This is a genomic window from Leptospira saintgironsiae, from assembly GCF_002811765.1.
GTDB classification, from domain to species: Bacteria; Spirochaetota; Leptospiria; order Leptospirales; family Leptospiraceae; genus Leptospira_B; species Leptospira_B saintgironsiae.
On sequence record NZ_NPDR01000001.1, the window covers coordinates 194,913 to 220,086 of the forward strand.

The 25,174-nt window shown below is 38.8% G+C and carries 26 protein-coding genes; 7 read left to right on the forward strand and 19 right to left on the reverse strand.

Annotated features, from left to right (window positions below; all coding sequences use genetic code 11):
- Positions 1-278 precede the first annotated feature (278 nt).
- From CH362_RS00865 to CH362_RS00930, 13 genes are all read right to left on the reverse strand, one after another.
- Positions 279-524, reverse strand: a complete 246-nt coding sequence (locus tag CH362_RS00865) for a hypothetical protein (protein ID WP_100708477.1) — start codon at positions 522-524, stop codon at positions 279-281.
- Between the two features lie 60 nt (positions 525-584).
- On the reverse strand, positions 585-905 hold the full coding sequence (locus tag CH362_RS00870; protein WP_100708478.1) for a hypothetical protein: 321 nt from the start codon (positions 903-905) through the stop codon (positions 585-587).
- Between the two features lie 331 nt (positions 906-1,236).
- Positions 1,237-2,778, reverse strand: a complete 1,542-nt coding sequence (locus CH362_RS00880; RefSeq protein ID WP_100708480.1) for a thiolase C-terminal domain-containing protein — start codon at positions 2,776-2,778, stop codon at positions 1,237-1,239.
- 18 nt (positions 2,779-2,796) lie between these two features.
- On the reverse strand, positions 2,797-3,228 hold the full coding sequence (locus CH362_RS00885) for a MaoC family dehydratase (RefSeq protein WP_100708008.1): 432 nt from the start codon (positions 3,226-3,228) through the stop codon (positions 2,797-2,799).
- A gap of 27 nt (positions 3,229-3,255) precedes the next feature.
- Positions 3,256-4,878, reverse strand: coding sequence for an acyl-CoA dehydrogenase family protein (locus CH362_RS00890; protein WP_100708481.1), 1,623 nt, complete (start codon positions 4,876-4,878; stop codon positions 3,256-3,258).
- A gap of 21 nt (positions 4,879-4,899) precedes the next feature.
- Positions 4,900-6,792 carry an AMP-dependent synthetase/ligase gene (locus tag CH362_RS00895; RefSeq protein ID WP_100708482.1) on the reverse strand — a complete coding sequence of 631 codons (1,893 nt, stop codon included), beginning with the start codon at positions 6,790-6,792 and terminating at the stop codon, positions 4,900-4,902.
- A gap of 147 nt (positions 6,793-6,939) precedes the next feature.
- Positions 6,940-7,128, reverse strand: coding sequence for a cysteine-rich CWC family protein (locus CH362_RS00900; protein WP_100708483.1), 189 nt, complete (start codon positions 7,126-7,128; stop codon positions 6,940-6,942).
- 107 nt (positions 7,129-7,235) lie between these two features.
- Positions 7,236-9,209, reverse strand: coding sequence for an NAD-dependent DNA ligase LigA (gene ligA, locus CH362_RS00905; protein WP_244280473.1), 1,974 nt, complete (start codon positions 9,207-9,209; stop codon positions 7,236-7,238).
- 130 nt (positions 9,210-9,339) lie between these two features.
- On the reverse strand, positions 9,340-10,317 hold the full coding sequence (locus CH362_RS00910) for a M23 family metallopeptidase (protein ID WP_100708485.1): 978 nt from the start codon (positions 10,315-10,317) through the stop codon (positions 9,340-9,342).
- A gap of 46 nt (positions 10,318-10,363) precedes the next feature.
- A complete protein-coding gene (locus CH362_RS00915) occupies positions 10,364-11,734 on the reverse strand; it encodes a cytochrome P450 (protein ID WP_100708486.1) in 1,371 nt (456 codons plus the stop codon).
- Between the two features lie 118 nt (positions 11,735-11,852).
- A complete protein-coding gene (locus CH362_RS00920; RefSeq protein ID WP_100708487.1) occupies positions 11,853-12,233 on the reverse strand; it encodes a hypothetical protein in 381 nt (126 codons plus the stop codon).
- A gap of 12 nt (positions 12,234-12,245) precedes the next feature.
- Entirely contained in the window at positions 12,246-12,758 is a 513-nt protein-coding gene (locus CH362_RS00925; RefSeq protein ID WP_086447433.1) for an RNA polymerase sigma factor, read from the reverse strand.
- A gap of 10 nt (positions 12,759-12,768) precedes the next feature.
- Entirely contained in the window at positions 12,769-13,347 is a 579-nt protein-coding gene (locus tag CH362_RS00930; RefSeq protein ID WP_100708488.1) for a Spy/CpxP family protein refolding chaperone, read from the reverse strand.
- A gap of 249 nt (positions 13,348-13,596) precedes the next feature.
- Here CH362_RS00930 and CH362_RS00935 point away from each other — a divergent pair, with 249 nt between their 5' ends.
- The gene (locus tag CH362_RS00935) at positions 13,597-14,259 is read left to right on the forward strand and encodes a SanA/YdcF family protein (RefSeq protein WP_244280447.1); all 663 of its coding nucleotides are present in this window, start codon (positions 13,597-13,599) and stop codon (positions 14,257-14,259) included.
- On the opposite strand, the gene CH362_RS00940 is transcribed toward CH362_RS00935, so the two are convergent.
- Positions 14,256-15,200 (reverse strand): GDP-mannose 4,6-dehydratase, encoded by a 945-nt coding sequence (locus CH362_RS00940; protein ID WP_100708490.1) that lies wholly within the window; start codon positions 15,198-15,200, stop codon positions 14,256-14,258. The genes CH362_RS00935 and CH362_RS00940 overlap by 4 nt on opposite strands.
- Positions 15,201-15,280: 80 nt before the next feature.
- Between CH362_RS00940 and CH362_RS00945 the strand changes: the two genes are divergently transcribed.
- The 4 genes from CH362_RS00945 to CH362_RS00960 are packed head-to-tail and all read left to right on the forward strand — an operon-like array spanning position 15,281 to position 19,734.
- Positions 15,281-16,285: an LIC_10202 family protein gene (locus CH362_RS00945; RefSeq protein ID WP_100708491.1), complete on the forward strand. Its 1,005-nt coding sequence runs from the start codon at positions 15,281-15,283 to the stop codon at positions 16,283-16,285.
- Positions 16,282-17,382, forward strand: coding sequence for a glycosyltransferase (locus CH362_RS00950; protein WP_100708492.1), 1,101 nt, complete (start codon positions 16,282-16,284; stop codon positions 17,380-17,382). The genes CH362_RS00945 and CH362_RS00950 overlap by 4 nt, the downstream gene beginning before the upstream one ends.
- Positions 17,379-18,452 (forward strand): glycosyltransferase family 4 protein, encoded by a 1,074-nt coding sequence (locus CH362_RS00955; RefSeq protein ID WP_100708493.1) that lies wholly within the window; start codon positions 17,379-17,381, stop codon positions 18,450-18,452. Before CH362_RS00950 ends, CH362_RS00955 begins: the two co-directional genes overlap by 4 nt.
- Entirely contained in the window at positions 18,436-19,734 is a 1,299-nt protein-coding gene (locus CH362_RS00960; RefSeq protein WP_100708494.1) for a glycosyltransferase family 4 protein, read from the forward strand. Before CH362_RS00955 ends, CH362_RS00960 begins: the two co-directional genes overlap by 17 nt.
- Positions 19,735-19,736: 2 nt before the next feature.
- Here CH362_RS00960 and CH362_RS00965 read toward each other — a convergent pair whose 3' ends face one another.
- Genes CH362_RS00965 through CH362_RS00975 form a run of 3 tightly spaced genes read right to left on the reverse strand, consistent with a single transcriptional unit; the run spans position 19,737 to position 21,223 of the window.
- Positions 19,737-20,057: a DMT family transporter gene (locus CH362_RS00965; RefSeq protein WP_100708495.1), complete on the reverse strand. Its 321-nt coding sequence runs from the start codon at positions 20,055-20,057 to the stop codon at positions 19,737-19,739.
- Complete coding sequence (locus CH362_RS00970; protein ID WP_100708496.1) at positions 20,054-20,869, reverse strand: inositol monophosphatase family protein; 816 nt, start codon at positions 20,867-20,869, stop codon at positions 20,054-20,056. The genes CH362_RS00965 and CH362_RS00970 overlap by 4 nt, the downstream gene beginning before the upstream one ends.
- 12 nt (positions 20,870-20,881) lie before the next feature.
- On the reverse strand, positions 20,882-21,223 hold the full coding sequence (locus CH362_RS00975) for a YkvA family protein (RefSeq protein ID WP_100708497.1): 342 nt from the start codon (positions 21,221-21,223) through the stop codon (positions 20,882-20,884).
- 143 nt (positions 21,224-21,366) lie between these two features.
- On the opposite strand from CH362_RS00975, the gene CH362_RS00980 reads away from it, so the two are divergent.
- Entirely contained in the window at positions 21,367-21,930 is a 564-nt protein-coding gene (locus tag CH362_RS00980) for a hypothetical protein (RefSeq protein WP_100708498.1), read from the forward strand.
- A 46-nt stretch (positions 21,931-21,976) separates the two neighbouring features.
- Here the strand turns inward: CH362_RS00980 and CH362_RS00985 are convergent, their stop codons facing one another.
- Complete coding sequence (locus CH362_RS00985) at positions 21,977-22,915, reverse strand: RluA family pseudouridine synthase (RefSeq protein WP_100708499.1); 939 nt, start codon at positions 22,913-22,915, stop codon at positions 21,977-21,979.
- A gap of 148 nt (positions 22,916-23,063) precedes the next feature.
- Between CH362_RS00985 and loa22 the strand changes: the two genes are divergently transcribed.
- A complete protein-coding gene (gene loa22 / locus CH362_RS00990; protein ID WP_100708500.1) occupies positions 23,064-23,624 on the forward strand; it encodes an OmpA family outer membrane lipoprotein Loa22 in 561 nt (186 codons plus the stop codon).
- A 96-nt stretch (positions 23,625-23,720) separates the two neighbouring features.
- On the opposite strand, the gene fumC is transcribed toward loa22, so the two are convergent.
- Positions 23,721-25,115, reverse strand: a complete 1,395-nt coding sequence (gene fumC, locus CH362_RS00995; protein WP_100709221.1) for a class II fumarate hydratase — start codon at positions 25,113-25,115, stop codon at positions 23,721-23,723.
- Between the last annotated feature and the right edge of the window lie 59 nt (positions 25,116-25,174).

Here is a 25,174-nt window from a genome sequence, read left to right on the forward strand (position 1 = left end):
CGAGAAAAACGAAGGCCGGGGGCATCCTTTCGCCCGGCGCTTGGACCGTAGGTTAACGGTGAAGGAAGTTACGTAAAGGTTCTACAAAAACCTTCTCTCGGGTCTTTCTTTCCTTATATTGTTCGAAAAGAATCAAGAAAAGGGCCGTTGCTAAAAACATCGTTTCCATATTAATTTCGACGGACATAAATAAGGAATCCCACCTCGTTTGAGTGAGGTTTTTGGAAAAAAATTTCTCAAAATCGAAAATCTATCCCTGGAGGCAGAGTAGAATATGTTCAGGATAACGCTTCTTTTGCAGCGTCCTTAAGCTTTTTAATGAGTCTGGATCTGAGCCTATCCGGAATTTTAGCGGAGATCTCTAAGGTCTGAACGAATATCTCGGCGGCCAAATCCACCATTTCGCTCATCTTAACGTCGTTATCTCTGGGGATACGTACACTTTTTGTCCCGGTAGAAGAGGATTTTGCCCGTTTAACTACCTTCTTTTTAGGTGAGGGTTTCTTTTTCTTTTTTTGGACCATTGTTAAAGAGTGCTTCGGGTCCGTACCTTATCTTCTCCCGATTCGTATTCTACTCGGATTTTATTCCTTTTCTAAAAAAATTCCGAGTACCCTATAACTATCTACATGATCCAGAGAGAGACTTTTACTTCCGGGTCTGTCTGAAATAGGTCTTTCGGTGGAGATTAAAACTTCTTCTCCCCTTTTCCATTTGCCTTCCGTTTCTGAGACATAGAAAAATTTGGAATATTTACGTAAGTCCAAACATTCTTCTACCGTCTCCCAGTGCGCTGAAAGGGAAGGTGCCAGCTCAGTATGTTTGGAATCAGGCACTAAGATCCTTTCTTTTCCAAGGAAGGTCCTGACTTCTCCAGTTCGAATGTTCTCCGCAGTGATAAACAAGAATATCGTCCCCTATACAAAGATCAAATCACGGAAACGGTTCTCGCATTTTCTTTTCAGATACCCCTTGGTTCGGGGTTAGACAGTCTCAGGTATTAGACTGAAATTTTGACTGCCTTGTTTTCAGATCTATTTCCAATCCGAAGTTACTTTTGCTTTCCGAGAAAAAATCTGACGGAAGGGAATCAGAGCGTACTTCAAGTCCGGAAATTTTTTTCCAAAAACAAAGCAAAAGTATTTCTTCTTAAAACAATTCTAATCAATTTTTTTTCAGATTTCCGCGAAGAATATTAGAAAAAATCTATTTAGTTTTGCAAGACGAACGATCGATTTATAAAAGTAAAGCCTTCCATCTTCGGCCTTCTTTCTCTATTTTCACCCGAGTTCTGTCGTATTGCAATTCGTCCCCGGACTTTCTGATCGTCCCATCCTTCTCATGAATGTTTGCGAGAACAAAACGATCTTCGCCCAACTTGACAAGAGCTAAAGAATAAGGAGGCTTCCAAGAGAATCCTGGATTCATATTTACTGTTGTAGAAGACCAAACGGTTCCTTCCTCTCCAATATCTGCACCTGGTTTGTTTAACGTAAGAGGAGAAAGTTCTGGAGATCTAGATTTTCTATCGCTTGAAGGACGTTCCGATGAGAATAACGCGATAGAATTGATACTGTCTATTCCGCCATTCCCTCCCAAAAGTGATATCTTCGGAGAATGAGCTGGAACTTTTCCAATATCTGCAGACTGCGCATATAATCCGTATTGTACAGCGATATCAACAAGCCCTGTGGCAGCTGAAATAGACATTGCAGCTTGGTAATTTAAAATTCCACCCATCTGATTGATGGGGATTTGTTTTCCATTAGAAAGTTTTAATGAAGAATTTTTGAGAGCATTAACCACGTCTTTTTTGCCCAATTTAAAATACTGAGCGGACTGTTGGATCACCTGACCTGGAAAACAATCGTAGATCCAAGCGTAGTCAACTTCTTCTCTTTGATAACCTGATTGCGCAAAAAGTCTTTCTGCAGAATTTCTAGAAGGAGAATCGAATCCACCCTTCAAAATGAAATATTCGCTATGAGCTGCGTGAGAAGCTCCTACAAGATGTAAAGGTTTTAGATCTTTACGGATCAGACCTTTTAATTTCCATTCTTCTGCTTTTTTTTCGGATACTAAGATAGTAGCAAATCCATGATCTGTAACGATAGCAATCATTGGAGTTGGGTAAGGATCAGAGATAGGACGAGACATTTGCTTTTCTGTTATTTCTTGTCCGTAATAGAAGGCTCTTGGATTTCCAATCGCATTAGATCTGAATTTTTGAGTGATCTCTTTTAGATCATCTAAGGTAATCCCATCTTCGAACATCATCCTTTTCATCATGAGCCCGTACATTGCGATTAGAGTAGCACCGTTATCTAATTCGAATTCAGGATGACATACTGTTTCGTTTACCATCTTTAAATCGGAAACTTGACGGAATGCTGATTTAGGAATATCCGCAGCAGCAACTAACACAACTGCATCTGGATTATCTACTAAGATGGTCCTTGCTTGTCCGATTGCTCCAGTAACACTGGCGCCTCCCAAGTCAATCACATGGGCTTTCATTCCAGTGTATCCTAGTTCATTAGCAATGCGAACTGTATGTCCATAACCTCCCTTTCCTAAAGAGGCTGCTTCTATACTTACAAAGTCAGTGATCTCAGAAGATAATGTCTCATTCTTCATTCCAAGAAAATCTAGAAGAGTACTTATAGATTTTTTATAATGTTGAAAAACTTTTTGAGACCCGCTCCACGATTTATATTCTTCTTCCGAAAAATCTTTGGTCGTACTGTCAGCGACTCCTAATAGAACGGGAAAACTCATGTATAACTCCTGAAAATTCTAAGCTTGGGCAGAAGGAGGTAGAACTTTACATTCTCCCTTGCCGATGATTTCTTTTTTTTGATTGGTCCACTCTATGTTCATGGAGACAGCTTTCAGTCTTGGGATTTTTTCTTTCACCGTGACTGTACAAGTAATCGTATCTCCAGGATACACTGGTTTGCGGAACTTTGTTAATGTTTCTAAAGCGACTGTTCCTAACCCGGGAAGTTTCATCCCGAGTACAGGAGCTAATAGAGAAGCTGCAAGTCCACCGTGTGCGATCCTTGTTCCAAACGCAGTGGTCTTTGCATATTCTTCGTCCACATGTAGAGGATTAAAATCCCCACTGATCCCTGCGAACAGATAGATATCTGTTTCAGTAATCGTTTTTGTGAAACTTCCCTTATCTCCTATTTGTATTTCGTCGTAAGTCTTTCCTCTTTCGTACATTCCGATTTCCTTATTCTTTTTTGTGGATTAAGCTAGCTCTAACTGTGCGCCCAAGACCCCGTTTTTCAGGAACTCTACACAATCAGCCACTTCTTTTTCCACAGAAGGAAGTTCGGAGAAAAGTCTCATCAGGTTTTTAGTTTTTTCTGCATCCAGTTCTTTTAAGAAATGTACACTTTTGAAAAATCTACACCCAGCGTAGAAGGTAAGTATTTTTAGATCTCTTTGTCTATCTTCTGATTTGTATTCAGAAGTAGAATTTGCAGTGTCCCAGAATCCTAACTGAACTGTGGTAACAAATACTGCAAGATCGGCAAATCCGAATTCCAGAGCTTGTTTTTTCTTTCTGTCAGAATGTTCTCCTGCTGCTTTGAGTAATTCTTTTGCTGCAGTAAGAACTTTTTCTTCAGGAGTGTTTGCTAAAATTTTCTCAGCCTTAGCCCTGATCTCTTCTGGTTGAGATTGTTCTAAAACTCCCATCAACTTTTCGAAACCTTTATAGGTAGAAGATATAATACTTTTTTGAACCTCAGTGGTTCCTCCACCGATTGTGCCAAGTCTGACGTCTCTGTATTGGCGACTTACATGACATTCTCTCATGTAACCCATTCCGCCGTGGATCTGAACTGCGTCACTCGCTACCTCTTCTGCAGTTTCGGTAACAAAAACTTTTAATGCAGAACTTTCAAATGGAAGGCTCGCTGTTGGATCTTGGTCCTTCTTATTTGCTACGAAATAGATCAATCTTCTGGAAGCACATAGATACGCCCAGTTACGTGCGATCTTCTCTTGTACTCCAAAGAAGGATAAGATCGGTTTTCCGAATTGGTGACGCTTCCATGCGTAATCCAAAGAAAGTTCCAATCCAAATTCCATACCACCTGGAACAGCAGCGACTAAAACTGTTCTTTCCCATTCTAAAGTTCCTTTTCCGATACGAACGAAACCAGAATTCAGAGGGCCTAAAAGATTTTCATCAGGCACGAACATATCTTGAAAAGAAAGTTCTGCAGTCATGGAAGTATTATGCCCTAACTTCTTAAGAACTTTACTTATATGAAATCCTTTCATATGAGACTCTACTATGAATGCGGAAACTCCCATTGGTCCTCTGGACTTAGTTGTTCTCGCCATTACGATGAACACTTGTCCGTTCGGTCCATTAGTGATGAATAATTTGCTTCCGTTCAGAATGAAACCTCCATCTACCTTAGTAGCGAATGTATTCATTGCAGCTGCATCTGAACCGGAATCAGGCTCAGTTAATGCAAGACCTGCGATCCATTCTCCTGATGCAAGTTTAGGAAGGTATTTTTTCTTTTGAGCTTCTGTTCCTTGAAAAAGAATAGGAAGAGTCCCGATAATCATATGGGCTCCCCAAGAAAGTCCAAATCCTCCATCTAGAGAACCAGCGTTAAACGCTTCTTGAGCAATACAACATTGAAGACAAGTTCCACCTTGACCTCCAAATTCTTCTGGAACAGGAATCCCGAGTAGGCCCATATTTCCCATTTCCTTCCAGATATCGTCTCCCCAAACACCGTGTTCGTCTCTATCTTCTACCGAAGGTAATACTCTTTCTTTCGCAAAGTCCTTTACGGTTTCGTAAAATTCGAGATCGGAGGACGTTAAATACGGATTTAAAAACATGTTCTTTCTCCCAATCCGATTCTAATTTTTGGTTAGATCGGAAACTTCTTTTTTAAAACTTTCTAATATTTCGTTTCTTTTTATCTTTAAGGTTCTGGTCATTTCTTTGTCCGGATCAAAAGGTCTTGGAATGACATAGAATGCGTTTTGAGGAACTAACTCGAAAGACTTGAATCCTGTTTTACGAGATATTCTATCCGAAACTTCTTTCTTAAAGATCTCTCTTACCTTAGGATGAGAATTCCAGACGTTCGCATCTTCGGGCAATTCCGGAAATTCTGCCTTCAATCTTTCGAAATCTGGAACGATCAGAACCACCAAATGTTTTGCCTCATGACCAGTGACCATGACTTGGTTCACATAAGGAGAATTTAAAAGTTGATCCTCTATAGGAACTGGCTCCACATTTTCTCCTCCGGCAAGCACTATAGTATCCTTTGCTCTTCCTGCAAATACCAATTCGCCTCTATAATTGAAACGCATGATATCCCCGGTATCAAAGAATCCATTTTTATCAAAAACAACATCATTCAACTCAGGACGTTTGTAATACCCCATAAGGACCTGTTTGGATTTTACCCAAAGACTTCCTTTTCCACCTTGAGGAACCAGATTACCATGTTCGTCCTTGAGAATACATTCATATCCTTGTATTGGAGTTCCTACAGTTCCAGGAGAAGGCTGTTTAGGCTTACGAATAGAAAGTACTGCAGAAGTTTCAGTCATTCCATATCCTTCCAAAACAATTAGTCCGATAGAAGATAAAAATTTATCAACTACAGAAGGAAGAGCACTCCCCGCAGAAACGGAAACTCTTAACTTTCCACCAAGAGCACTGTGAATCGGCTTAAATACCAAAAGTGCAAGTAACTTGAGAGGAGATAATAATGTAAGAAAGACCAAAGAGAATAATTTAGAGAAGGTCCAGACGATAAAATTCGGTTTTTCTATCCTGAAATCGTAACCGAATAGAACTCCTTTTTGAACAGCCCAAAGGTTTCCGATCTTCAAACAGAAATTAAATACTCCTCTTTTTAAACCGGATTCCTTGGAGACCTTATTCATAATTCCATTATATAAGGATTCCCAGATCCTTGGAACAGAAGGGAACAGTGTAGGTTGGAATTCCTTCAGATCTTCTTTCAAATTGCTGATATTGGAAACCAGAAACCCAGCTCCCAATTCAAGAATACAATATTCGATTGCTCTTTCAAATGCATGCCAAGGAGGAAGAAGACTTACGCCTGAATCTGCAGAAGTTAATTGAACGAATCCAATTACTTTTTCTACTGCGGAGATCCAGCCAGTTTGAGTGAGCATCACTCCTTTTGGAGCGCCAGTGGTTCCGGATGTATAGATCAAAGTAGCAAGTTCGTTTGGAGATTTCTGTTTAAGTCTTTTACGAACAATATCAGGATCTTTTGAAAGATTTGATTTACCCTTTTCGATCAGACCTTGGATCGTATCGGCTCCTGATTTCAGATCACCTAAATCATCTTCGATCACAAAAACTTTTTTTAAGCTTGGAAGTTTAGAACCAAGATTGATCAATCTTTGTTTGTCTTTTTCTTTTTGTACAATTGCGTATTTGCTTTCAGAATGATTAACAATATATAATATATCTTCGTCTACTACATCCGTTCCTCTTGGAACAGAAACAGCACCTGCAGAGATGATCGCAATATCACCTATGATCCAGTTCTGGCTAGAGTCACAAAGATATAAGATCTTATCGTCTTTTTGGACTCCTTCTTCGATCAGACCTGCAATTAAAGAATCTGTTAAGGACTTCATCTCTGAAAATGTCCTTCCTTTAATTCCTTCTTTGGTCCTCCGGGAAAAACTTTCCTTATTCGGAAATTTAGATGCCGTCTTTTCTAGCATATCGTAAAAATATTTTTGATCAGTTTCCAAGAACTCCCCCTGAGAACACTATAAACTAGGATTTTTTCCCTACGGCGGAAACACTAAGTTGAAGGACCTATGCTTCAATCGATTTTTATTTAGATTAAAAAAACTGAAATGTGTTGAACAATCGTTCACATATTATACGCCTGTTATTCAAATTTTTTGATTAACTACGTTCGTTTCAAAACGAGTTAAACAATCTTTGCATAAGCAGTCTTCATACATTTCTCTTATATTCTTCAAAGCTTCCCCATCTAAACGAATATCAAAACACCAACAAGTTCCTTGGTCCACTCCACATTCTAAAATGCTGGAACATTGAGGGCATTTCTTTTGTGTCATAGTTCTATAGTAATGAAAGCGAGGAATTTTCAATCCTTTAGCGGTATTGATATAAAAAGAGAGAAGATAATAAAACTATACGCGACGTATAATTTTATAAGTTGGCTTTAGATCTTAATGCCGTTTTGTTTTAGAAGTTTTAAAAACTCATCCTCAGATACAACCTGCACTCCTAATTCTTGTGCCTTGTCTAATTTAGAACCGGCACCTGGTCCCGCCAGAAGGTGAGTTGTTTTAGAAGAGATGGATCCTACCTTTTTGCCGCCATAATAAACGACGAGGTCCATTGCCTTATCTCTAGGTTGGAAATTTTCAAAGGAACCTGATACACACCAGCTCTGTCCTGCAAAAGGTTGTTTATCCGATTTTTCGATCGGATCTGCCTTCATTTTAAGTCCGGCTTTTTTTAAACGATCAATAAGAGAAAGAATTCTTTTATCAGTAAAATTCTCTTGGATAGCTTCTATCGTAGAAGGCCCTATACCTGGAATTTCCAAAACATTTTCCAGTTTTTTAGGATTTTTAGCAGCTGAGATGATAGAATCAATCGTATCATACCCATTTTCTGTCAGAAGTTCTGCAACCTTAGGACCAATTTCTCTCAAGCCTAAAGAAGAAAGTACAAATCTAAAATCCTTTTTCTTGGATTCTTCAATTCCTTTTAAAATGATAGATACGCTCTTTTCTCCGTATCCTTCTTCTTCCATTAACTTTTCTTTATGCACATTTAGAGAATAAAGATCTGCGATATCTTTGATATACTTTTGATCGTATAAAAATTCTACCTGCTTCTCTCCGAGACCTTCTATATCCATTTGTTTGCGAGAACAATAGAATACGATCCCATTCTTTACTCGATCAGGACATTCAGGGTTCGGGCAAAAATAATCTACAGAGTCTTGTTTCTTTTCGGTCTTAGTACCGCAGCAAGGACAACGAAGTGGAATTTTAAAAACTTCTTTTCCTGGAGTGACTACTTCCTCAACAGCAGGGATGATCTCCCCTCTTTTGGAAATTCGTACGATGGCACCAATCCCTACTCCCAATTCATCAATATAATCTTGGTTGTGTAATGTTGCAAATGTAACTGTAGTTCCAGCTAAGCTAATAGGTTCGATTTGAGCTCTTGGAGTGATCTTTCCTGTTCTTCCTACAGCGTAATCGATACCTACAATCTTACTTTCTTTCATTAAAGCGTCGAATTTATAAGCACGAGCCCAGCGAGGAGAATGAGATGTATAACCTAAGGCTTCTCTTTTAGAAAGATCATTTAGTTTGATCACAAGCCCGTCTGTAGGAAATCCAATATTCTCTTTTTTCTTCTTAAACTCTTTGATCGCCGCGGGGATCTCAGAACCTTTTAGTAATTTAGTATCAGGTGGAAGAGGAAATTTCAGATCTTCTGCCTTCTTCATTACTTCTTGGTGAGTCTTGAATTTTGCTTTAGATCCTGGAAAGAATGCATCGTAAGTAAATATTCTAAGAGGTCGTTTTGCAACATCCGAAGAATTTTTCTGCTTCAAAGAACCAGAGGATAAGTTTCGAGGATTTGCATATCTTCCTTCGGAAGCCTCGTTAAATTCTTCAAAGTCGGAGAAGGTCATATAAACTTCTCCCCTTAAATAAATGGAAACAGTCTCGGATAATCTGAGTGGAATAGATCGAATGGTTCGGATATTTTCTGTAACATCATCTCCAATTCCTCCTGTACCACGAGTCACTCCGTTGGCAAGAATTCCATTTTCATAATATAACATTAAAGAAGCGCCGTCTATCTTCCATTCCAGGGAATACAACTCGTCCAACCCTGTTTTTTGGATCCACTCCATTAACTCTTCTTCGTTGTATGTGTTTTCTAAAGAAAGAACAGGAAGTTTATGAGTGAACTTCTCAAAGTCTTTGTCTAGATCGGAACCAACACTTAAAGTAGGGCTTGCGGGATCCGCTAATTTTGGGAACGCTTCTTCGAAAGCTTGGAGTCTTTTGAATAACTGATCAAAATCATAATCAGAAATCTTGGGAGTGTTTTTAACGTAGTATAAATATTGATGATGACGGATCTGCTCTTCTAAAGAGCGCATTTCTTTTGCGGCCTGCTTGGAATCCTTTGGCAGATCTATAGAAACTTTTTTAGATACTTCGATTGGCTCCGCTTTTTTAGAGGAGGTCTTTTTAGCCGGGACTTTTTTAGGCATAGTCGATTATATAAAATTAATATTGGCCGAAACCTACTTTCATATAATCCATAGGATCAGTACGGTTTGATTCTCCGATCCATACTTCATAATGAAGGTGAGGACCCGTTACGTTTCCTGTGGCTCCCACAGTAGCAATCCTCTGCCCTTTATGGACATACTCACCTTCTCTCACTTTTAAGGAGGTGCAGTGACCATACAAACTATAGTATCCGTTTGCATGAGCGATCACTATATGATTTCCATATCCTCTGTTAGAGTAAATTGCTCTGTAAACTCTTCCGTCTCCGGTGGCTGCGATATCCGTTCCAGGAACGTTCGCTAAGTCCACTCCGTCATGGAATTCCATGTATCCGAAAGTAGGAGACCTTCTCATTCCATAATAAGAAGTTAAATTATAAGATAATAATGGTTCTCCGAATGGGAGAGAATTCATGATGCCATATCTGGAATCCAAGAAGTTAAATACAGAATCAACAAGAGCCTTATTCTTCTCCATAGAAACTCTTACTGCGCGATATCCGTAAATTTCAGAAAGATAAGATCTTCCGAGCATTAGATCTTTATCTACTGCTTCTTCTATCTTTAATTCGGTAGCTGCTAAATCTTCTGAGTCTGACTCATCAGGAAGTTTGAGTAATTCATCCGACTCGCCATCAATTAAAGAATGAACTTCTTGTAAATTTTCGTTCAGACTTGCGAAATCATCTCGGATATCTCCTAACTTTTCGCTGTATTCGATATACTCATCGAAGTATTTTCCGTAAACAGAAGCGAGTGCGTTGATCTGTATCCTGGTATTATTATAACGAACAATTCCTAATACTGCGATACCAACGATCGCAAACAATAATCCTACTAAGAAGAAGATGGTGAAGATAGAAATTTGGAAGTGGAAGGACTTATCGAATCCATGAGGGATTAAAAGAACCGTCAGCCTTTGGTGGCCTTTTTCTTTTACCTGGTCGATGCGTTTTTTTATCATCTTTTCCATGGTCGAAATCCCTCTGGTAGAAGGATTCCGGCCGGGAAAGATAGGGTCAAGTGGAAACTATGTTAAATAGAATTCCGTACTTCGGTCTTAATGTGACTAAAGGTTCCATAACGACTGGATGATTAGGATCCGTTTGGAATTTGTAGTTTTTGACCAACATTGCAAGTATCAATGTAGCTTCCGTTAATGCAAAAATATTACCGATACAGATCCTTGGTCCTCCTCCAAATGGAAGATATGCATATTTAGGTCTATCTGCAGATCTTTCTTCATCAAAACGGTCCGGATCAAATTTGTCAGGATTTTCCCAAAAATCTGGATTTCGATGAATATTAAAAATACAGATGGAGATATTAGTTCCAGTCTCCACATCATAACCGCCAATATGATCGGGACCCATTGCAGTCCTTTCAATCACCCAAGCAGGAGGATATAATCTCAAAACCTCATCCAATACTTTGCGAGTGTATGTCAATTTTTGAACATCTTCCAAAGTAGGAGTCTTATCTCCCAAAACTCTATTTGCTTCTTCTCTAACTTTTTCACAGATCTCAGGATGTTTAGATAAAAGATAAAATCCCCAAGACAATGCATTTGCCGTTGTCTCATGTCCTGCAAGAAGAAGTGTGATCGCCTCATCTCTAACTTGACTTTCACTCATAGTCTCGCCAGTTTCTTCGTCCCTAACTTCCAGAAGCATAGAGATCAAATCATTTGAAGGATTTTTTTTACGTTCTGCAATTAACTCATCAACTACAGAATGCATATCTTTCAAGGCACGTTTGAGTTTTAAGTTTTCAGGTGTAGGCCAACTGAATGGAAATGGGAAAATACGAGTGATCCTTTTAGTAACCAGCTCTAACGCAATCTTTAAAGAATGTTCAATTCTTGCAGCGTAACTTTCTACTTCTGTTCTGAATAAAGTTCTGCCTACGATTGCAAACGTTAGTCGCATCATCTCTTTAGAAATATCTAAGCTGGAGATCTTCTTCCAATTTTCAGAAGTTTTTTCGGTTTCCTGAGCCATGATCTCTACGAACTCAGAGATCCTTTGTTTATGAAAAGAAGGTTGGATAAGTCTTCTTTGCTTCTTCCAAAATTCTCCTTCGCTATTCAATAAACCTTTGCCTAAAATTCTTCCGAGTTCTTTGTAAAAAACTCCTTTATGATAGTTCTGGTTATTCTCTTGAAGGACTCTTTTGATATCTTCTGGCTGAGTAATTAAATGAAATACAACCTGTCTCAAACCAAATCGTGCTGAATTTCCGAATTTGGACTGCATCAATTGGAAAAATCCGATCGGATCTTTTGCCAATTTGGAAACGTAAGGAAGTGCCCGGATGCCGAAAACTCCAGGAGGAAGATTCGGTTTATTCTTTTTGGTGCGACCTGAAGTCGGTTCATGCAAGGAAAACAAGAGTGTACTCCTAGTCCAAGAAGGACATTTGGATTAGTTTCACCCAACCAATCCTTGCCGCAATTCTATGTAACAACCGCTATATTAGCAAGCCGAGTTTGTATTTATTTTTAAAAACCTATCTGCGTTCGAATGAAGTTTCGATCAACGCATCCATATCCATTAAGGAAGAAGAAGGTACAGTAGAAGAACTAGTATCCTCCTGATTCAAATCAGGAGTTTGCATACTAGTCTCTGCTTCCTCGAAAGTTCCTTCGATCTGCTCTTCTATCAAGACCTGCCAGTCTCCAGATTCGGATTCTCCCTCAGGCTGAAAATAAAAAGAAGATAAACCAAGGCCCACAATAACGAGTCCGCTAAATGAGAAGATGAAAAATCGCTTAAAGCTAGCGATCTTACGCCTTCTCATTATCTTTGCAGAGATATTATCGCTCCATTCGTAACTTTCTAAACGACGGAAAATCTCTTGGTCTAACTTTTCTCTGTTTCTATCTTCCATTTCCAGTTATCTCTAGGTCTCTTGAAAAAAAAGTTTCTTAAGCATTTGTTTGCCTCTGAAAGATCGGGACTTAACTGTTCCTTCTGGAATTCCCAACTTCTCCGCAATTTGTTGCTCTTTATATCCTTCGGAAACTAATGCGAGCACAGACTTATATTTCCAAGGAAGATTGGAGATCAAATCTTGTAGTTCAATATCCATTCCAGAGTCGTTATATTCTTCTCTTGGGTTTAGAATAGAATCTTGAGTAGCTTTTTCCTTTAGCTTCATCGCAAGGTTTGCCTGACGCATACGCTTTTGGTTCATTCTCAAGGATTCGTTTCTTGCAATTGTATACAACCAAGTACTATGAGAAGAATCTCCCCTGAACTTGTTGGCAGCTAAACTTTTATAAGCACGGATATAAGTTTCTTGGACAACATCGTCGATGGTATCGTAAAACTCTTCGTATAAATTCTTTTTAATCGCGGAAAGCACGATATGTTTCGTACTGTCTATCAATCCGGCAAATTCTCTTTGGTCCATTTTAGTTTCCTTATCTCAGGATGCCCGGCACAGGCAAAATTATTCTCTCGGGAACAAACAGATTCAAGGGGAACCCTGGAGCTTCCCTATGCTCCTCGGGTAGGGTAACTAATTCCCTTTCCTTTCCCCTCTTTTTTTGCTCTGAGGATAAAACCCTTTCGATCGCGAGCCGATGCGCGATTTGATTCATCCGGATTTCGGATGTATACTTTGCAATCGCGTTAACGAGAAGCCGAACTTTGACTAGATCAGGATTTTCATCCATGAGAACCAGTTCGAGTTCGACTTGTTTCGGAGATAATCTACGAAGCCATCTTTCATGCTCGTTTTTATATCTCCGGTTCAGCTCAGCGATACGTTCGAGTTGTGTGTCTGTAAGAATATAACGATTTTTAAATGAATCTAGGTCACCGAAAACTACTCCGGCAGCTCTTTCATTACGGTAGAAGGAGATGGTGCGAATAGGTCGGGCAGTATGAAAACTGGTTTTGGTATCTTCCGAGAAAAGATACGCCGGCGTGAGGAACACACCGGCCAGAGCAACTCTGACGAATGAATTCAGGAGATTCATGAGTCTTACTCGGTTCATAACCTAGTGTATCCTAAGACCCCAAGGTAGCCGCCACGTTTCCAAATATCGATCGAAATTTTTGGTCCGAGAAAAAAAGAAATCCGGTCTTCTTTAAAGAGAACATAATTTGGGTCAAAATCCGGATTTTGGGGAAAATTCCTTTTCCAGAACCGCTTCTTTCGCGTATTCTCCCCTTAAAGTAATATGGACTTTGGACTAAAAAACCAGGAAATCAAAAAAGCGCCCGGAATCTATTTCAGGGGAAGGATGAGACTTGCACTCTTACTCGCCGCTGCAATCTGCATTGGGATCCCAGCTTCCATAGATCTCTCCATCGAATGGGATTACGAAAACAGAAGTCCTCATGCAGGAAATTATCGTTCTCTCAAACCCGCAACAGTTGCAATCGTTCCGGGTGCTTCCGTTTACAAAGGAATTCCTTCTCCTGTTTTGCAAGACCGTTTGGATTGTGCGATAGAACTTTATAAACAGGGGAAGGTCCGTAAAATTCTTCTCTCCGGTGATAATGGAACTAGCTATTACAACGAAGTGAAACCTATGCTTCTTTATGTTTTAGAAAGAGCAGTAGATGAAAAGGATGTGTTCGTAGATCATGCGGGCTTTAGGACATTAGACACTTTAGTAAGAGCAAAAGAGATTTTCCAAGTTAAGGATGCAATCTTTGTAAGCCAAAGATTTCATCAACCAAGGGCGGCATTCATTTCTAAAAAGATAGGATTGGATCTTCAATCTTATGAATCGGATAGAAGGATCTATATCAGCGGACCTACAAGTAGGTTCAGAGAATTTTTTGCAAGGACCTTGGCCTGGATAGATATGAACCTTACAAACACTGCACCTAAATATTTAGGCAAACCATTTCCTATAGAAGGAAGCGGTGTCAAAACCTGGAAGGGTTCTGTAATTTAAGAAGAATATTCTGTTTTTCGAATATGTTCAAAAATTTCTCGAACTGCCTCTTTTACAGAAGTAGCCGGGGACCATCCTAAAGATTTTAATTTAGAATTATTTCCCAAAGACCTTTTCATCTCTGCCGGTCTCAATCTGGTAGGATCTTGTTTAGAAACTAATTTAGAATCTGCAAATTCTAAGATCCATTGCAAGACCTGAGAAATCGCGGTCTCAGCTCCAGAACAAATATTATAAACTTCTCCGCTTACTCCCTTGCTCGCTAAAAGAACATAAGCTTTTACTACATCAGTTACATGTAAGAAGTCACGAGTAGGAGTTAGATCTCCCACTAAAATTTCAGAAGAAACGTTTTTGGAAATATTATCCAATACCTGTTTGCAGAAATTTGGAACTACAAAATTTGGATTCTGCCCTACGCCGATATGATTGAAAGGTCTTGCGATCACAGTTTCTATATTTTGATAAGAACGAGAATATTGGAGACAATATGTTTCTGCCGCAAGTTTAGAAGAAGCATAAGGATTCACAGGACTTGGAAGAAGATTTTCAGAAACAGGAAGTTGTTCTTCTTTTATATTTCCATATACTTCTGAAGAAGACACATATACTAGTTTTACTTTTTTGCCAGAACGTTTAAAACATTCTAAAATATTCAATGTACCAGCAACATTTATAAGTAATGTTTCTTCTGGATTTTCAATAGATCTTGGGACGAATGTTTGTCCCGCTAAATGGAATAATACATCGGGTGAATAGGACTCGAATATTTGTTGGAGTGATTGAATATCTCTGATATCACAAACCTTATAGGGAAAGGAAAACTCTGTGTTTTTGGTATTCATCCCTAAGCCCAGGAGTTCGGACCCGGATTCTTTTGTAAGTTCTGGAATCAGATAAGATCCTACAAAACCTTCCGCTCCTGTGACCAAGTATTTCATGTTTGTTATGATAAATCGAAGTAAAAATACGATTGTTTTGTCGAATAAGAAAAAAACAATCGAATAAAAGTCCGGGCCCCATGGAAGAAAGATCTTCAGACATTATAGAAATCAAGGACAGCTCGGTCAATGTCCGCGAGCTCATGGAAGAAATAGAATCCAGGCTTGCCAGAAGACCAGTTTCCAAGGAAGAATTGGAACGTCTTTCTCGTTGGAAGTTTTCTCCTCAATCCCCTGAAGGATACAGAGAATTCGACGCTGCAGAAACAGCTCATTTATTCGAAAAAGGGATCTCTCCTCCTAAGTTCACAAATCCAAAATTTAAGTACATCCGTGGTCCGATCCGTTGGTTGTTTATCAAACTGATTGAGCTATATGCATTCCTAGATAAAAAACTTTCTGAAAACAGAACTCGTGCATTCTACAGCGTTTTAAATGAATTGATCCTTTTAAGAGGAGATCATGAAAAATTAAAACGTAAGTTTGAAAAATTCTATAATGAGTTTGTAGAGTTAAATTATACTCTTAAAAAAGAGATCAGTCCTGAATTCGTTTGGTCCAATGAGTTTTTATACGAAGAAGAAACTCTAGAAGAAAGTGAAACTCTTATTCTTTCTAGATTGAATCCTGGAGATTCAGTTCTTGCGATCAATCCTGAGTGGGGAAAATTCCTAAAACAACTCTTAAAGGCTCAGATAGAATTTAAAGCAGTCACTTGGAATAAATCTCAATATTCTTATATCAAAGAAAATATTACAAATTCAGTGTCCCTTCTATCCTTTGAAGAAGTTTTACCTGAGTCACCTCTTCCTTCTAAAATTATTTCTAATACAAATCTATGCCTTTTGCCAAATTGGGTTTTAGAAAAACTTTTCAAATCCTTGGCTTCTAAAACTTCCAGTGGGACTGAATTCATTTTTAGATATTCGAATTATTCGAATAGAATGGTCTCTCCTTTTCAACCAATCCTTTTGACTCAGATCAGCGAGTCAGCATTCAGAGAGTTCTTACAAAAATTAGGTTTTAAGAATATAGTGGATACCAAGGCCGGAGACGGTTTCTCGGTGTTTAGTTTTAGAAAATGAATGCCTATCTCCATATTTCCGAATTTAGAGATAAGGACGGGATCGGAAACGATATCAAGGGTTTAAGAGAAGTTTTAAATTCTTCCGGCATTAATACAGAGATCGTTTGCCAAAATGATCTGAGCGATGGCTCCATCAAAACTTTACAAACAGAAGAACTCCGTAATGAGAATAATCTGTCTTCAAGTTCCGTGCATATTTTGGAATACGGTGGTTCGGGTTATCCTATAGATTCTTTTCTTTCTCTTCCTGGCAGAAAATTTGTTCGTTATCAAAATATAACTCCTCCTAAATTTTTCAAACCTTTCGTTTCTCAGGATATATTCAGAAGTTTCGAACTGGATTATAAAAAGTCCATATTAGAATTGCATAAATTAAAAAGGTTTGTCGAGCGATTCATTCCTAGCTCCAGATATAGTGCATCCAATCTAGAAGATCTAAATATAGTTAATTCAAGTGTTCTTCCTATCGTTAGAAAATATGGCTGGAAGGGAGAAAAACGGAACCGTAAGAACGGCTTTACTCTTGGTTATGTAGGGAGATTAGTCCCAAGTAAAAAGATAGAGGACATTCTATTTCTCTCTTACTTTCTAAAAAGAATAGAACCTAAATATAGGATCTTATTGATCGGAAATGTTCCCGGTATTTTCGAAGATTATTTTACCAACTTAAAGCAGATGGCCAGAGAGTTAGGCCTCGGAGGAAACGTTCAATTCAGAATGGGGGTCCAAGATTCCGAGTTGCCTAGATTTTGGGAAGAGATGGACGCTTATATCAGCATGAGTGAACACGAAGGTTTTGGGATCCCTCTTGTAGAAGCATTAAGTTATGATATTCCAGTTTTTGCATATGCTTGCACTGCTATTCCTGAAACATTAAAAGACGCAGGATATCTTTTCCGAAAAAAAGATCTAAGCAGTTTAGAAAAATTAGCGGAGTGGATCCACTTTATATTAGAATCCCAATCTTCCCCGCATCCTGTAGATGGCCCACATGCTTCTTCCAAAAGAAGAGAAGTTTGTATGGATTACGATTCCATGCCTTATGGAAGAGTTTTAAAACAGATATTCACATTTAAAGAAGCGGCGGCCTCATGATCTTCAGAAGAAGAGGAGTTCATCAATTCGCAGCTGGTTTTAATTTAGGGGATGCAATTTCAAATGAAATGAACTCCTTAAAATCTGTTTTCAAAAAGATAGGATATTCTTCCGAAATCTACGCAGAGAATACCGGCCCCGGAACGGATGCTTTCGTAAAAAAGCATAAGGCATATTCTTCCAATAGTAAAGATATATTGGTTTATCATCATTCTATCCATTCGGATGTTCTGGAAACGGTCATAAAACCAAAGAATTCAAAAATTCTAATATACCATAATGTAACGCCTGGCCATTTTTTCGAAAAATATGATCTGAAACTTACTTACCTTCTCCGAAAAGGAAGAGAAGAATTGGAGTCATTACGAAACAAGTTTGATAAGGTATTTGCAGTTTCAGAATACAATAAATCGGAACTTGTAGATCTAGGCTTCGAGGATGTGGATGTTCTTCCGATCACATATCAACTTCCGCAAGGAAGACAAACTCTTAAGGAGAATTTCCCTAAAAATAGACCAAATATTCCGCGTTTCTTATTTGTAGGAAGGATTGCTCCGAACAAAAAACAGGATGACTTGATCCGATTCGCATTCCATTATCTCAAGGCTTACGGTCCTGAGTTCCAACTTTTTATGGTTGGATTCAGTTCCAAAGAGTTATATCTATACAGAGAAGAATTGGAACGTATGCTCGATTTTTATAAATTGAGAAAGAACGTAATCATCACTGATTTTTTATCCGATGAAGAATTAAAATCCATGTATTTGAACTGTGATCTTTTCTTATCGATGAGTGAGCACGAAGGATTTTGTGTTCCGTTATTAGAAGCCATGGTGCATAATATTCCGATCCTTGCATTCGACGGCGGCGCTGTAGGAGAAACTCTCTCTGGGGCCGGGATATTATTCAAAGAAAAGAGAATGGATATGATCGTGGAACTTGCCCACAAAATGGTAACAGATCGAAGTTGGAAAGACTTAATCCTTGAGACCCAACAAAGACGTTTATCCTCCTTCTCTCAGATCAACGCAGAAACAGTATTGAGGCCAGTCCTTGCTAGACTCACGTAGAAGATTAGCGGTTGTCACTCCTATTTTTTCGGATCATATTTCAGGTGGTTCCGAAAAACTTATCTATCAATATACTCTAATATTATCTAAGTTTTATGAGGTGACAGTTCTTGCGAGTCGTTCCTTGGATTATATCACTTGGAAAAATCAAATCCCAATAAAAGACCTAGAGCCTGTACTTCTCGGAAAAGATTTAGAGAAGAAGGTCAGTAGAGAATGGATCGAACCAGAACCAGGAAATAGGATCCGAGTTTTAAGATTCTCTGTAGATAAAGAAAGGAATATTTCCAAGTTTAATAAATTTTCAGACAAACTATTTAGAAATTCTGAATCAGGAAAAAGTAAGTTCGGATCCCAAGAAGAAAAGGAAAGGATCTGGGTAGATATGCAAGGTCCATATTGTCCTGATCTAATCCAGTATATTGAAACAAACGAAAGAGATTATGATGTATTCGTTTTTGTTTCTTATCTATATTATCCTATGGTTTATGGACTTCCTTTGGTCGCAAAGAAGTCTGTCGTAATTCCAACATTGCATGACGAACCTCCTGCGAAATTATCCGTATATTCCAATCTTTTCAAAGATGATTCCGCTTATTGTTTTAATACTCCGGAAGAAAGAGAACTCTTTCATAAATTGTACGGATACGAACCAAGTCTTGAGAATGTAATCGGAATGCATTTAACCATTCCAGAAGAAACGGAGAGAAAAACTTCAGAAAGAAAAAATCCCCAGGACTCATTTCAATTCTTGTATGTGGGAAGAATAGACGAAGGAAAAGGTGTGCTAGAAATGGCCCAATACTTTTCCGAATGGCAAAAAAGAACCGGAAGAAACGATAAACTACTTCTGGCAGGACGAGGGGATTCCAAACTTTTACAAAGAATATCAAAATTTTCTCATGTATCTCCCTTAGGTTTCGTAAGCGAAGAAGCCAAGGACGAGATCATCCGCTCTTCTGATATACTCATTAACCCTTCTCCTATGGAGAGTTTTTCTATTATTATTATGGAAGCTTGGATCCGTAAAAAAGCAGTTTTAGTCAACGGAAGATCAGATGTTCTAAGAGGACATTGTCTCAGAAGTAATGGTGGTTTATATTATTCGGATCTAGATAGCTTTTGTGCTGTCGCAGAATATTTAGTAAATCATAGTAGAGAAAGAGAAGAAATGGGACTGAATGGTAAGAGATACGTTCAGGCGAACTTCAATCCGGATATAGTGGAAAAAAAGATCGCCCATATTGTAGAGAGATGTATCAGAAGAAGATACTCAGAATAGATTTAATCTCCACCTAAAAATTTTAATCCAATCACAGATAATATCAAGGTAGAAAGGAAGAAGATCCTCCAAGTATTTATAGAATCTCCGAAGGAAAGTATTCCAATGATCGCAGTCCCCGCAGCTCCAATCCCAGTCCATACAGCATAAGCAGTGCCTAGTGAAATATTCTGAGTAGCTTTGTTCAAAAAGTAAAAGCTTAAGGACGCAAATACAAAAAATCCAAGACCGTATCTCCAGTCCTTAAAGCCATCGGATAATTTCATACAAGTAGTAAATCCCACTTCGAAAAGTCCTGCTAGTACTAATAAAACCCAGCTCATATATCTAAATACTCCTGCAAGATCTCTACCATTTTCTCATGCAATACTCCGTTAGACGCAATTAAGCTAGTCACATATGGATGAAACGTATTATTCGCATAAGTACTTAACTTCCCACCTGCTTCTTGAAGGATTGCGGCCGCTGCAGTCATATCCCAAGGTTTCAGATCTTCTTCCCAGAAAGCGTCAAACTTACCTTCTGCCACCCAGCAGATATCTAAACCTGCGGATCCTGTTCTTCTCACACCTCTGGATCTTAAGATAAATTTTTTCAGATTGAACATGAGTTGCTCTATCTTCTCTTCTCTGTCATAAGGAAAGCCAGTACATAGGAGTGCTTTTTTAATCTCTTTGGTTTGAGTGACTTTAATGGGAGTTTTATCTTTGAATGCACCTTCTCCTAACATAGCATGATATACATGTCCGAGTGCCGGCATAGGAACGATTCCCATTACTGCAGATTTTTTTTCTAAGTCTTCTAATCCGATACAACAGCAATATAGAGGAATACGATGTGAATAATTTACAGTTCCATCTAAAGGATCTATGATCCATTTGAACTGTGAATTCCCCTCGTAGTTACTTCCTTCTTCCCCTAAGATATGATCGTTAGGGAATGCTTTTCTTATTTCAGAGACAATCAGTTCTTCTGAACCTTTATCTGCGATAGTAACTAAGTCCGATTCTATATTTCCTTTAAAGGAGATTTGAAGATCTTCTCTTTCGTGAGTCTTTTTCAGGAACTCTGAGATAGTTGGGGCGAAGTTGAGGAAATGTTGGTATCGTATCTTGATTTCGTTTTGGTAGCTCATTGGAGATGTTTTTCAATTCTCCAGGTTACCCTCAGGATTGGAATCTAAAAAATCAGCTGCCTTCTTCTTATGTTCTTCTTTTACATACATAGAAGCAGCTGCTAAAACTGCAGCGACCACACCCGCATCGTCTATATAACCTGCTCCAAGTAGAATATCTGGGATCGCATCAAAAGGTGTAAGAAAATAAGCAAGTGCACCCGCAATCGTAAGTTTTGCTTTTAGTGGTGTAGAAGGATCAAGCATTGCATAATACAAAGAAATTGCATCAGCAAGAAAAGGAACCTTTCCTGCGACTTTCTTCACCTTAGGCCAAAAACCTTGTTTGATCTTTTCTATTTTATCTTCTTCCATAAATGTTCGTAAGTATAAGTATCTGATGTATAATTCGCGATTATCCAGCAAAAAATTTCCTTAATTTTATATTGAAAAAGAAATCATCTAATCTAAAATTTCGTCCCACCCTTAGACTTAGTAAATTAAATCAGGAGCTTTGAATGAATCTCTTTCGAATTGCGGCCGTTTTAGTGCTTCTATTTGCGGCATCTGGAACTTGGGCAAAGGATCTTTGTGAAGGAAAGAAAAAAGGTACAGTTTACTTTTTTGATAAGGAAATTTCAAGGGACTCCGCCTTACCTGCAGAAGTTTCCAAATGGAATTTTTCAGGAGAAATGTGGGCTCTACTTTGTTTAGCAGATCCTGTCGGTCCTCAAGAAGCGAACGGTAAAAAGTTCAGGATCGTTCTATATGCAAAACAAACTTCGAATCCTGAAGGAAAATATTCTTCTTGGTCGAACGCAAAACAAGCAGGAGTTTTTAGACCGGAATTATCCGCTGCACGCAAAGAGATCATTTTATATTTTAATGAAGACTTCGATTATAGCGGACTGAAAGCCAAATTAGATCCGGGAGAATACGAGTTCAGATTCCAAGCTGCTACTGAAAAAGGTACTGGAAAATTGGATATAACCATCGATCTGAAAAACGAAGTGGCATATCTGCAGGAGTTAAGAAAGGCAGGTTATGTTGCTGACGGAAAAATTTCCGTTTCCTTCCAATAATCTATTTTAAAGATCCGAAGACCTTTTATCACGCGAGGTCTTCGGGTTAAAAATTCTCCAAATTACTTTCAAAATTTTCAAATCTTTGGGGAGGATCTAGAACAATCTGAACTTCTTCTCCCGTAAAAGGATCCTTGAATTCTAACCAATAGGAAAGAAGTAAAAGTCCATAATTCTCAAAAAGTGCAGCGTTTCTGGAGTATAAAAGATCCCCAACCACAGGACACCTTAGACTCTGAAAATGGACTCTGATCTGATGAGTTCTTCCTGTTTCTAAGTCAGCTTCGATAAGAGAAAACTTTCTACCGTTTTTAGAAACTGCAGTTTTTAAGATCCTATAATGAGTGATCGATGCTCGACCTTTAGTGGTTACAGTCATCTTCAATCTTTCTATAGGATGTCTTCCGATAGGTCTATCTATCGTGCCTTCTCCTTCCGGAAGTGTGCCTTGTACCCAGGCAAGATATTTCTTAGTAATATTCCTTCTTCTAAACAACTCCGAAAGTTTTGCATGTGCCTGATCATTCTTAGCAACGATCATGATCCCTTCTGTTGGTTTATCCAAACGATGAACGATACCAGGCCTTGCTTCTCCTCCTATACTCGAAAGTTCCTTAAATTTGTAGAGTAATCCATTAACTAAAGTAGCAGATCTATCTCCAGGGCCACTATGAGATGCGATACCTGCAGGCTTTCTGATGATTAGATACTGAGGAGTTTCTTTTAAAACTTCGATATCCATTTTTACTGGAGTTAAGTTGAGTGGAGGTTTAGGAGGAACTGATATATGAAAGTTTTCTCCAGGGCTTACCTTATATGATGATTTAAGTAGAATTTTTCCAGATCCATCTTTGACCCAACCTGAATCGATCCAATGTTGAATAGAAGCTCTGGAGATCTCATCACCCAGATAATCCTTTAAAAATCGATCGAGTCTGGATCCTTCAGAGTCTGCGTTAACTTCGGCATGAAGTTCCAGATTCATAATAGTTCTCCTAAGAAATATATAAGCAGGGAAAACGTGTCCCTTTCGCACAGAGGTCTAAAAAAGATTTCCCATTTTGCGAGAATAGGTATATTTTGGATAAATTCATCGAAATAAACCCCTACCCTAATCAAGGAAGGAATACAACATGGTAAAAAAAATTCTCAATATCCTGCTCATCGGTGCAACGGTTTTTTCCTTAGCTCTTTGCTCTTCTGCAGACAACAAAGACCAAGCGGCTCCTGAGCCTGGAGAACAAAATTCCGCAGCTTCTCGTAACGTCAACGTAGACTCTCCTGCAGACGCTTTCAATAATCAAATTAAAGACTTCCGCTATCCAGACGGGATTACTCGTCCAGGATTCAGCTACAAAAAAGCTGATGTTAGCGCGGGAGATTTCAGCGAGTGGGCAAAAGTTAATATTGCTGTTCTTAAAGATGGAATTTCTAAACTTCCTGATTCTTGGGCAATCGAGATCACTGGTCACACTGATCAAGTAGGACCTGAAGAAGCAGAAGGCGACAAAAAAGGAAACGTTTTCTACGGAGAAATTCGTGCAAAAGCTGTTAAACAATCCTTAGTTAAACAAGGAATCCCTGCAAATCGTCTTGTTACTAAGAGTGCAGGTTCTTCTTCTCCAGTTTCCGGATTGGATGCAAAAGATCCTAAAAACCGCAGAGTAACCTTCAAATTTGTTCAACAACAATAATCAGTAGGGTTTCGATCCGAATTAAAAAGGCAGTGTTTTCACACTGCCTTTTTTATGCCGTCAGAGTTTTAAAAACCTTTCAGACTTTTGCTTAGATCAATCTACACTTGGAGAGATCATTTTTTCTGGAAGAACCCATTGGTCAAATTGCTCAGAAGTTAATAATCCAAGTTCAATTCCGGATTCTTTCAGACTAGTTCCTTTCTTGTGAGCATTTTTAGCGATCTTAGCAGCATTATCATAACCGATATGCGGATTGAGCGCAGTCACAAGCATCAAACTATTCTTTAAATGTTCTTTGATGTTTTCCTTATTAGGCTCAATACCTCTTGCACAATGTTCTTCGAAAGAAACTGCAGAGTCTGCCAATAGACGAATAGAATTCAGAACATTATGAATGATCAAAGGTTTGAAAACATTCAGTTCGAAGTTCCCGGAAGCACCGCCGATATTCACAGCAACGTCATTTGCAATCACTTGAGAAGCAACCATAGTCATTTGTTCTGACTGAGTAGGGTTTACTTTTCCAGGCATGATAGAAGATCCTGGCTCATTCTCTGGAATAGAGATCTCACCAATCCCACATCTAGGTCCGGAAGACAACCATCTCACATCATTTGCGATCTTCATAAAGGAAGCAGCGATTGTTTTTAAAACTCCATGAGTTTCTACTAAAGAATCGTGAGCCGCCAATGCCTCGAATTTATTCTCAGCGGAAGTAAAAGGAAGTCCTGTTTCCTTTGCAATTTGAGCAGCAGCTTTTACGGCAAATTCAGGATGAGTGTTCAATCCTGTTCCTACTGCGGTTCCACCAAGAGCCAATCTGTATATAGAAGGAAGAACAGATTTTACTCTTTCAATATTATACTCTAATTGTTTTGTATATCCGGAGAATTCTTGGCCAAGAGTTAAAGGAGTCGCATCTTGCAAGTGAGTTCTTCCGATCTTGATAATATCTTTGAACTCATCAGACTTCTTCTTTAGAGTATTTTTCAATTGTTCTAATGCAGGCAAAAGTTTATTCACTAATTGTTCTGCAGCAGCGATATGCATAGCTGTTGGAAAAGTATCGTTAGAAGATTGAGCCTTATTTACATCATCATTTGGATGGACCGGCTTTTTTGAACCTTTTGTTCCGCCTGCAATCTCAATCGCACGATTGGAGATTACTTCGTTTGAGTTCATATTCGTTTGTGTTCCGGAACCGGTTTGCCAAACGCTTAGAGGAAAATGTTCATCCAATTTTCCGGAGATTACTTCGTCCGCAGCTTGAACGATCAGATTTTTTTTCTCATCCGTCAAAAGCCCAAGCCCAGCGTTTACGATTGCCGCTGATTTTTTAAGAACTCCAAGAGCACGGATCATTTCCCTTGGGAAACGATCGTTCCCGATATGAAAGTGATGAAGAGATCTTTCGGTTTGAGCGCCCCAGTATTTGGAATCGTCTACCTGGATTTCTCCCATGGAGTCGGTTTCGATTCTAGTTTTCATGAATCCTCCGTTCAATAGTAGTAAATTGATCGGGTTGGATTTTCCGGGATCGGAACGAA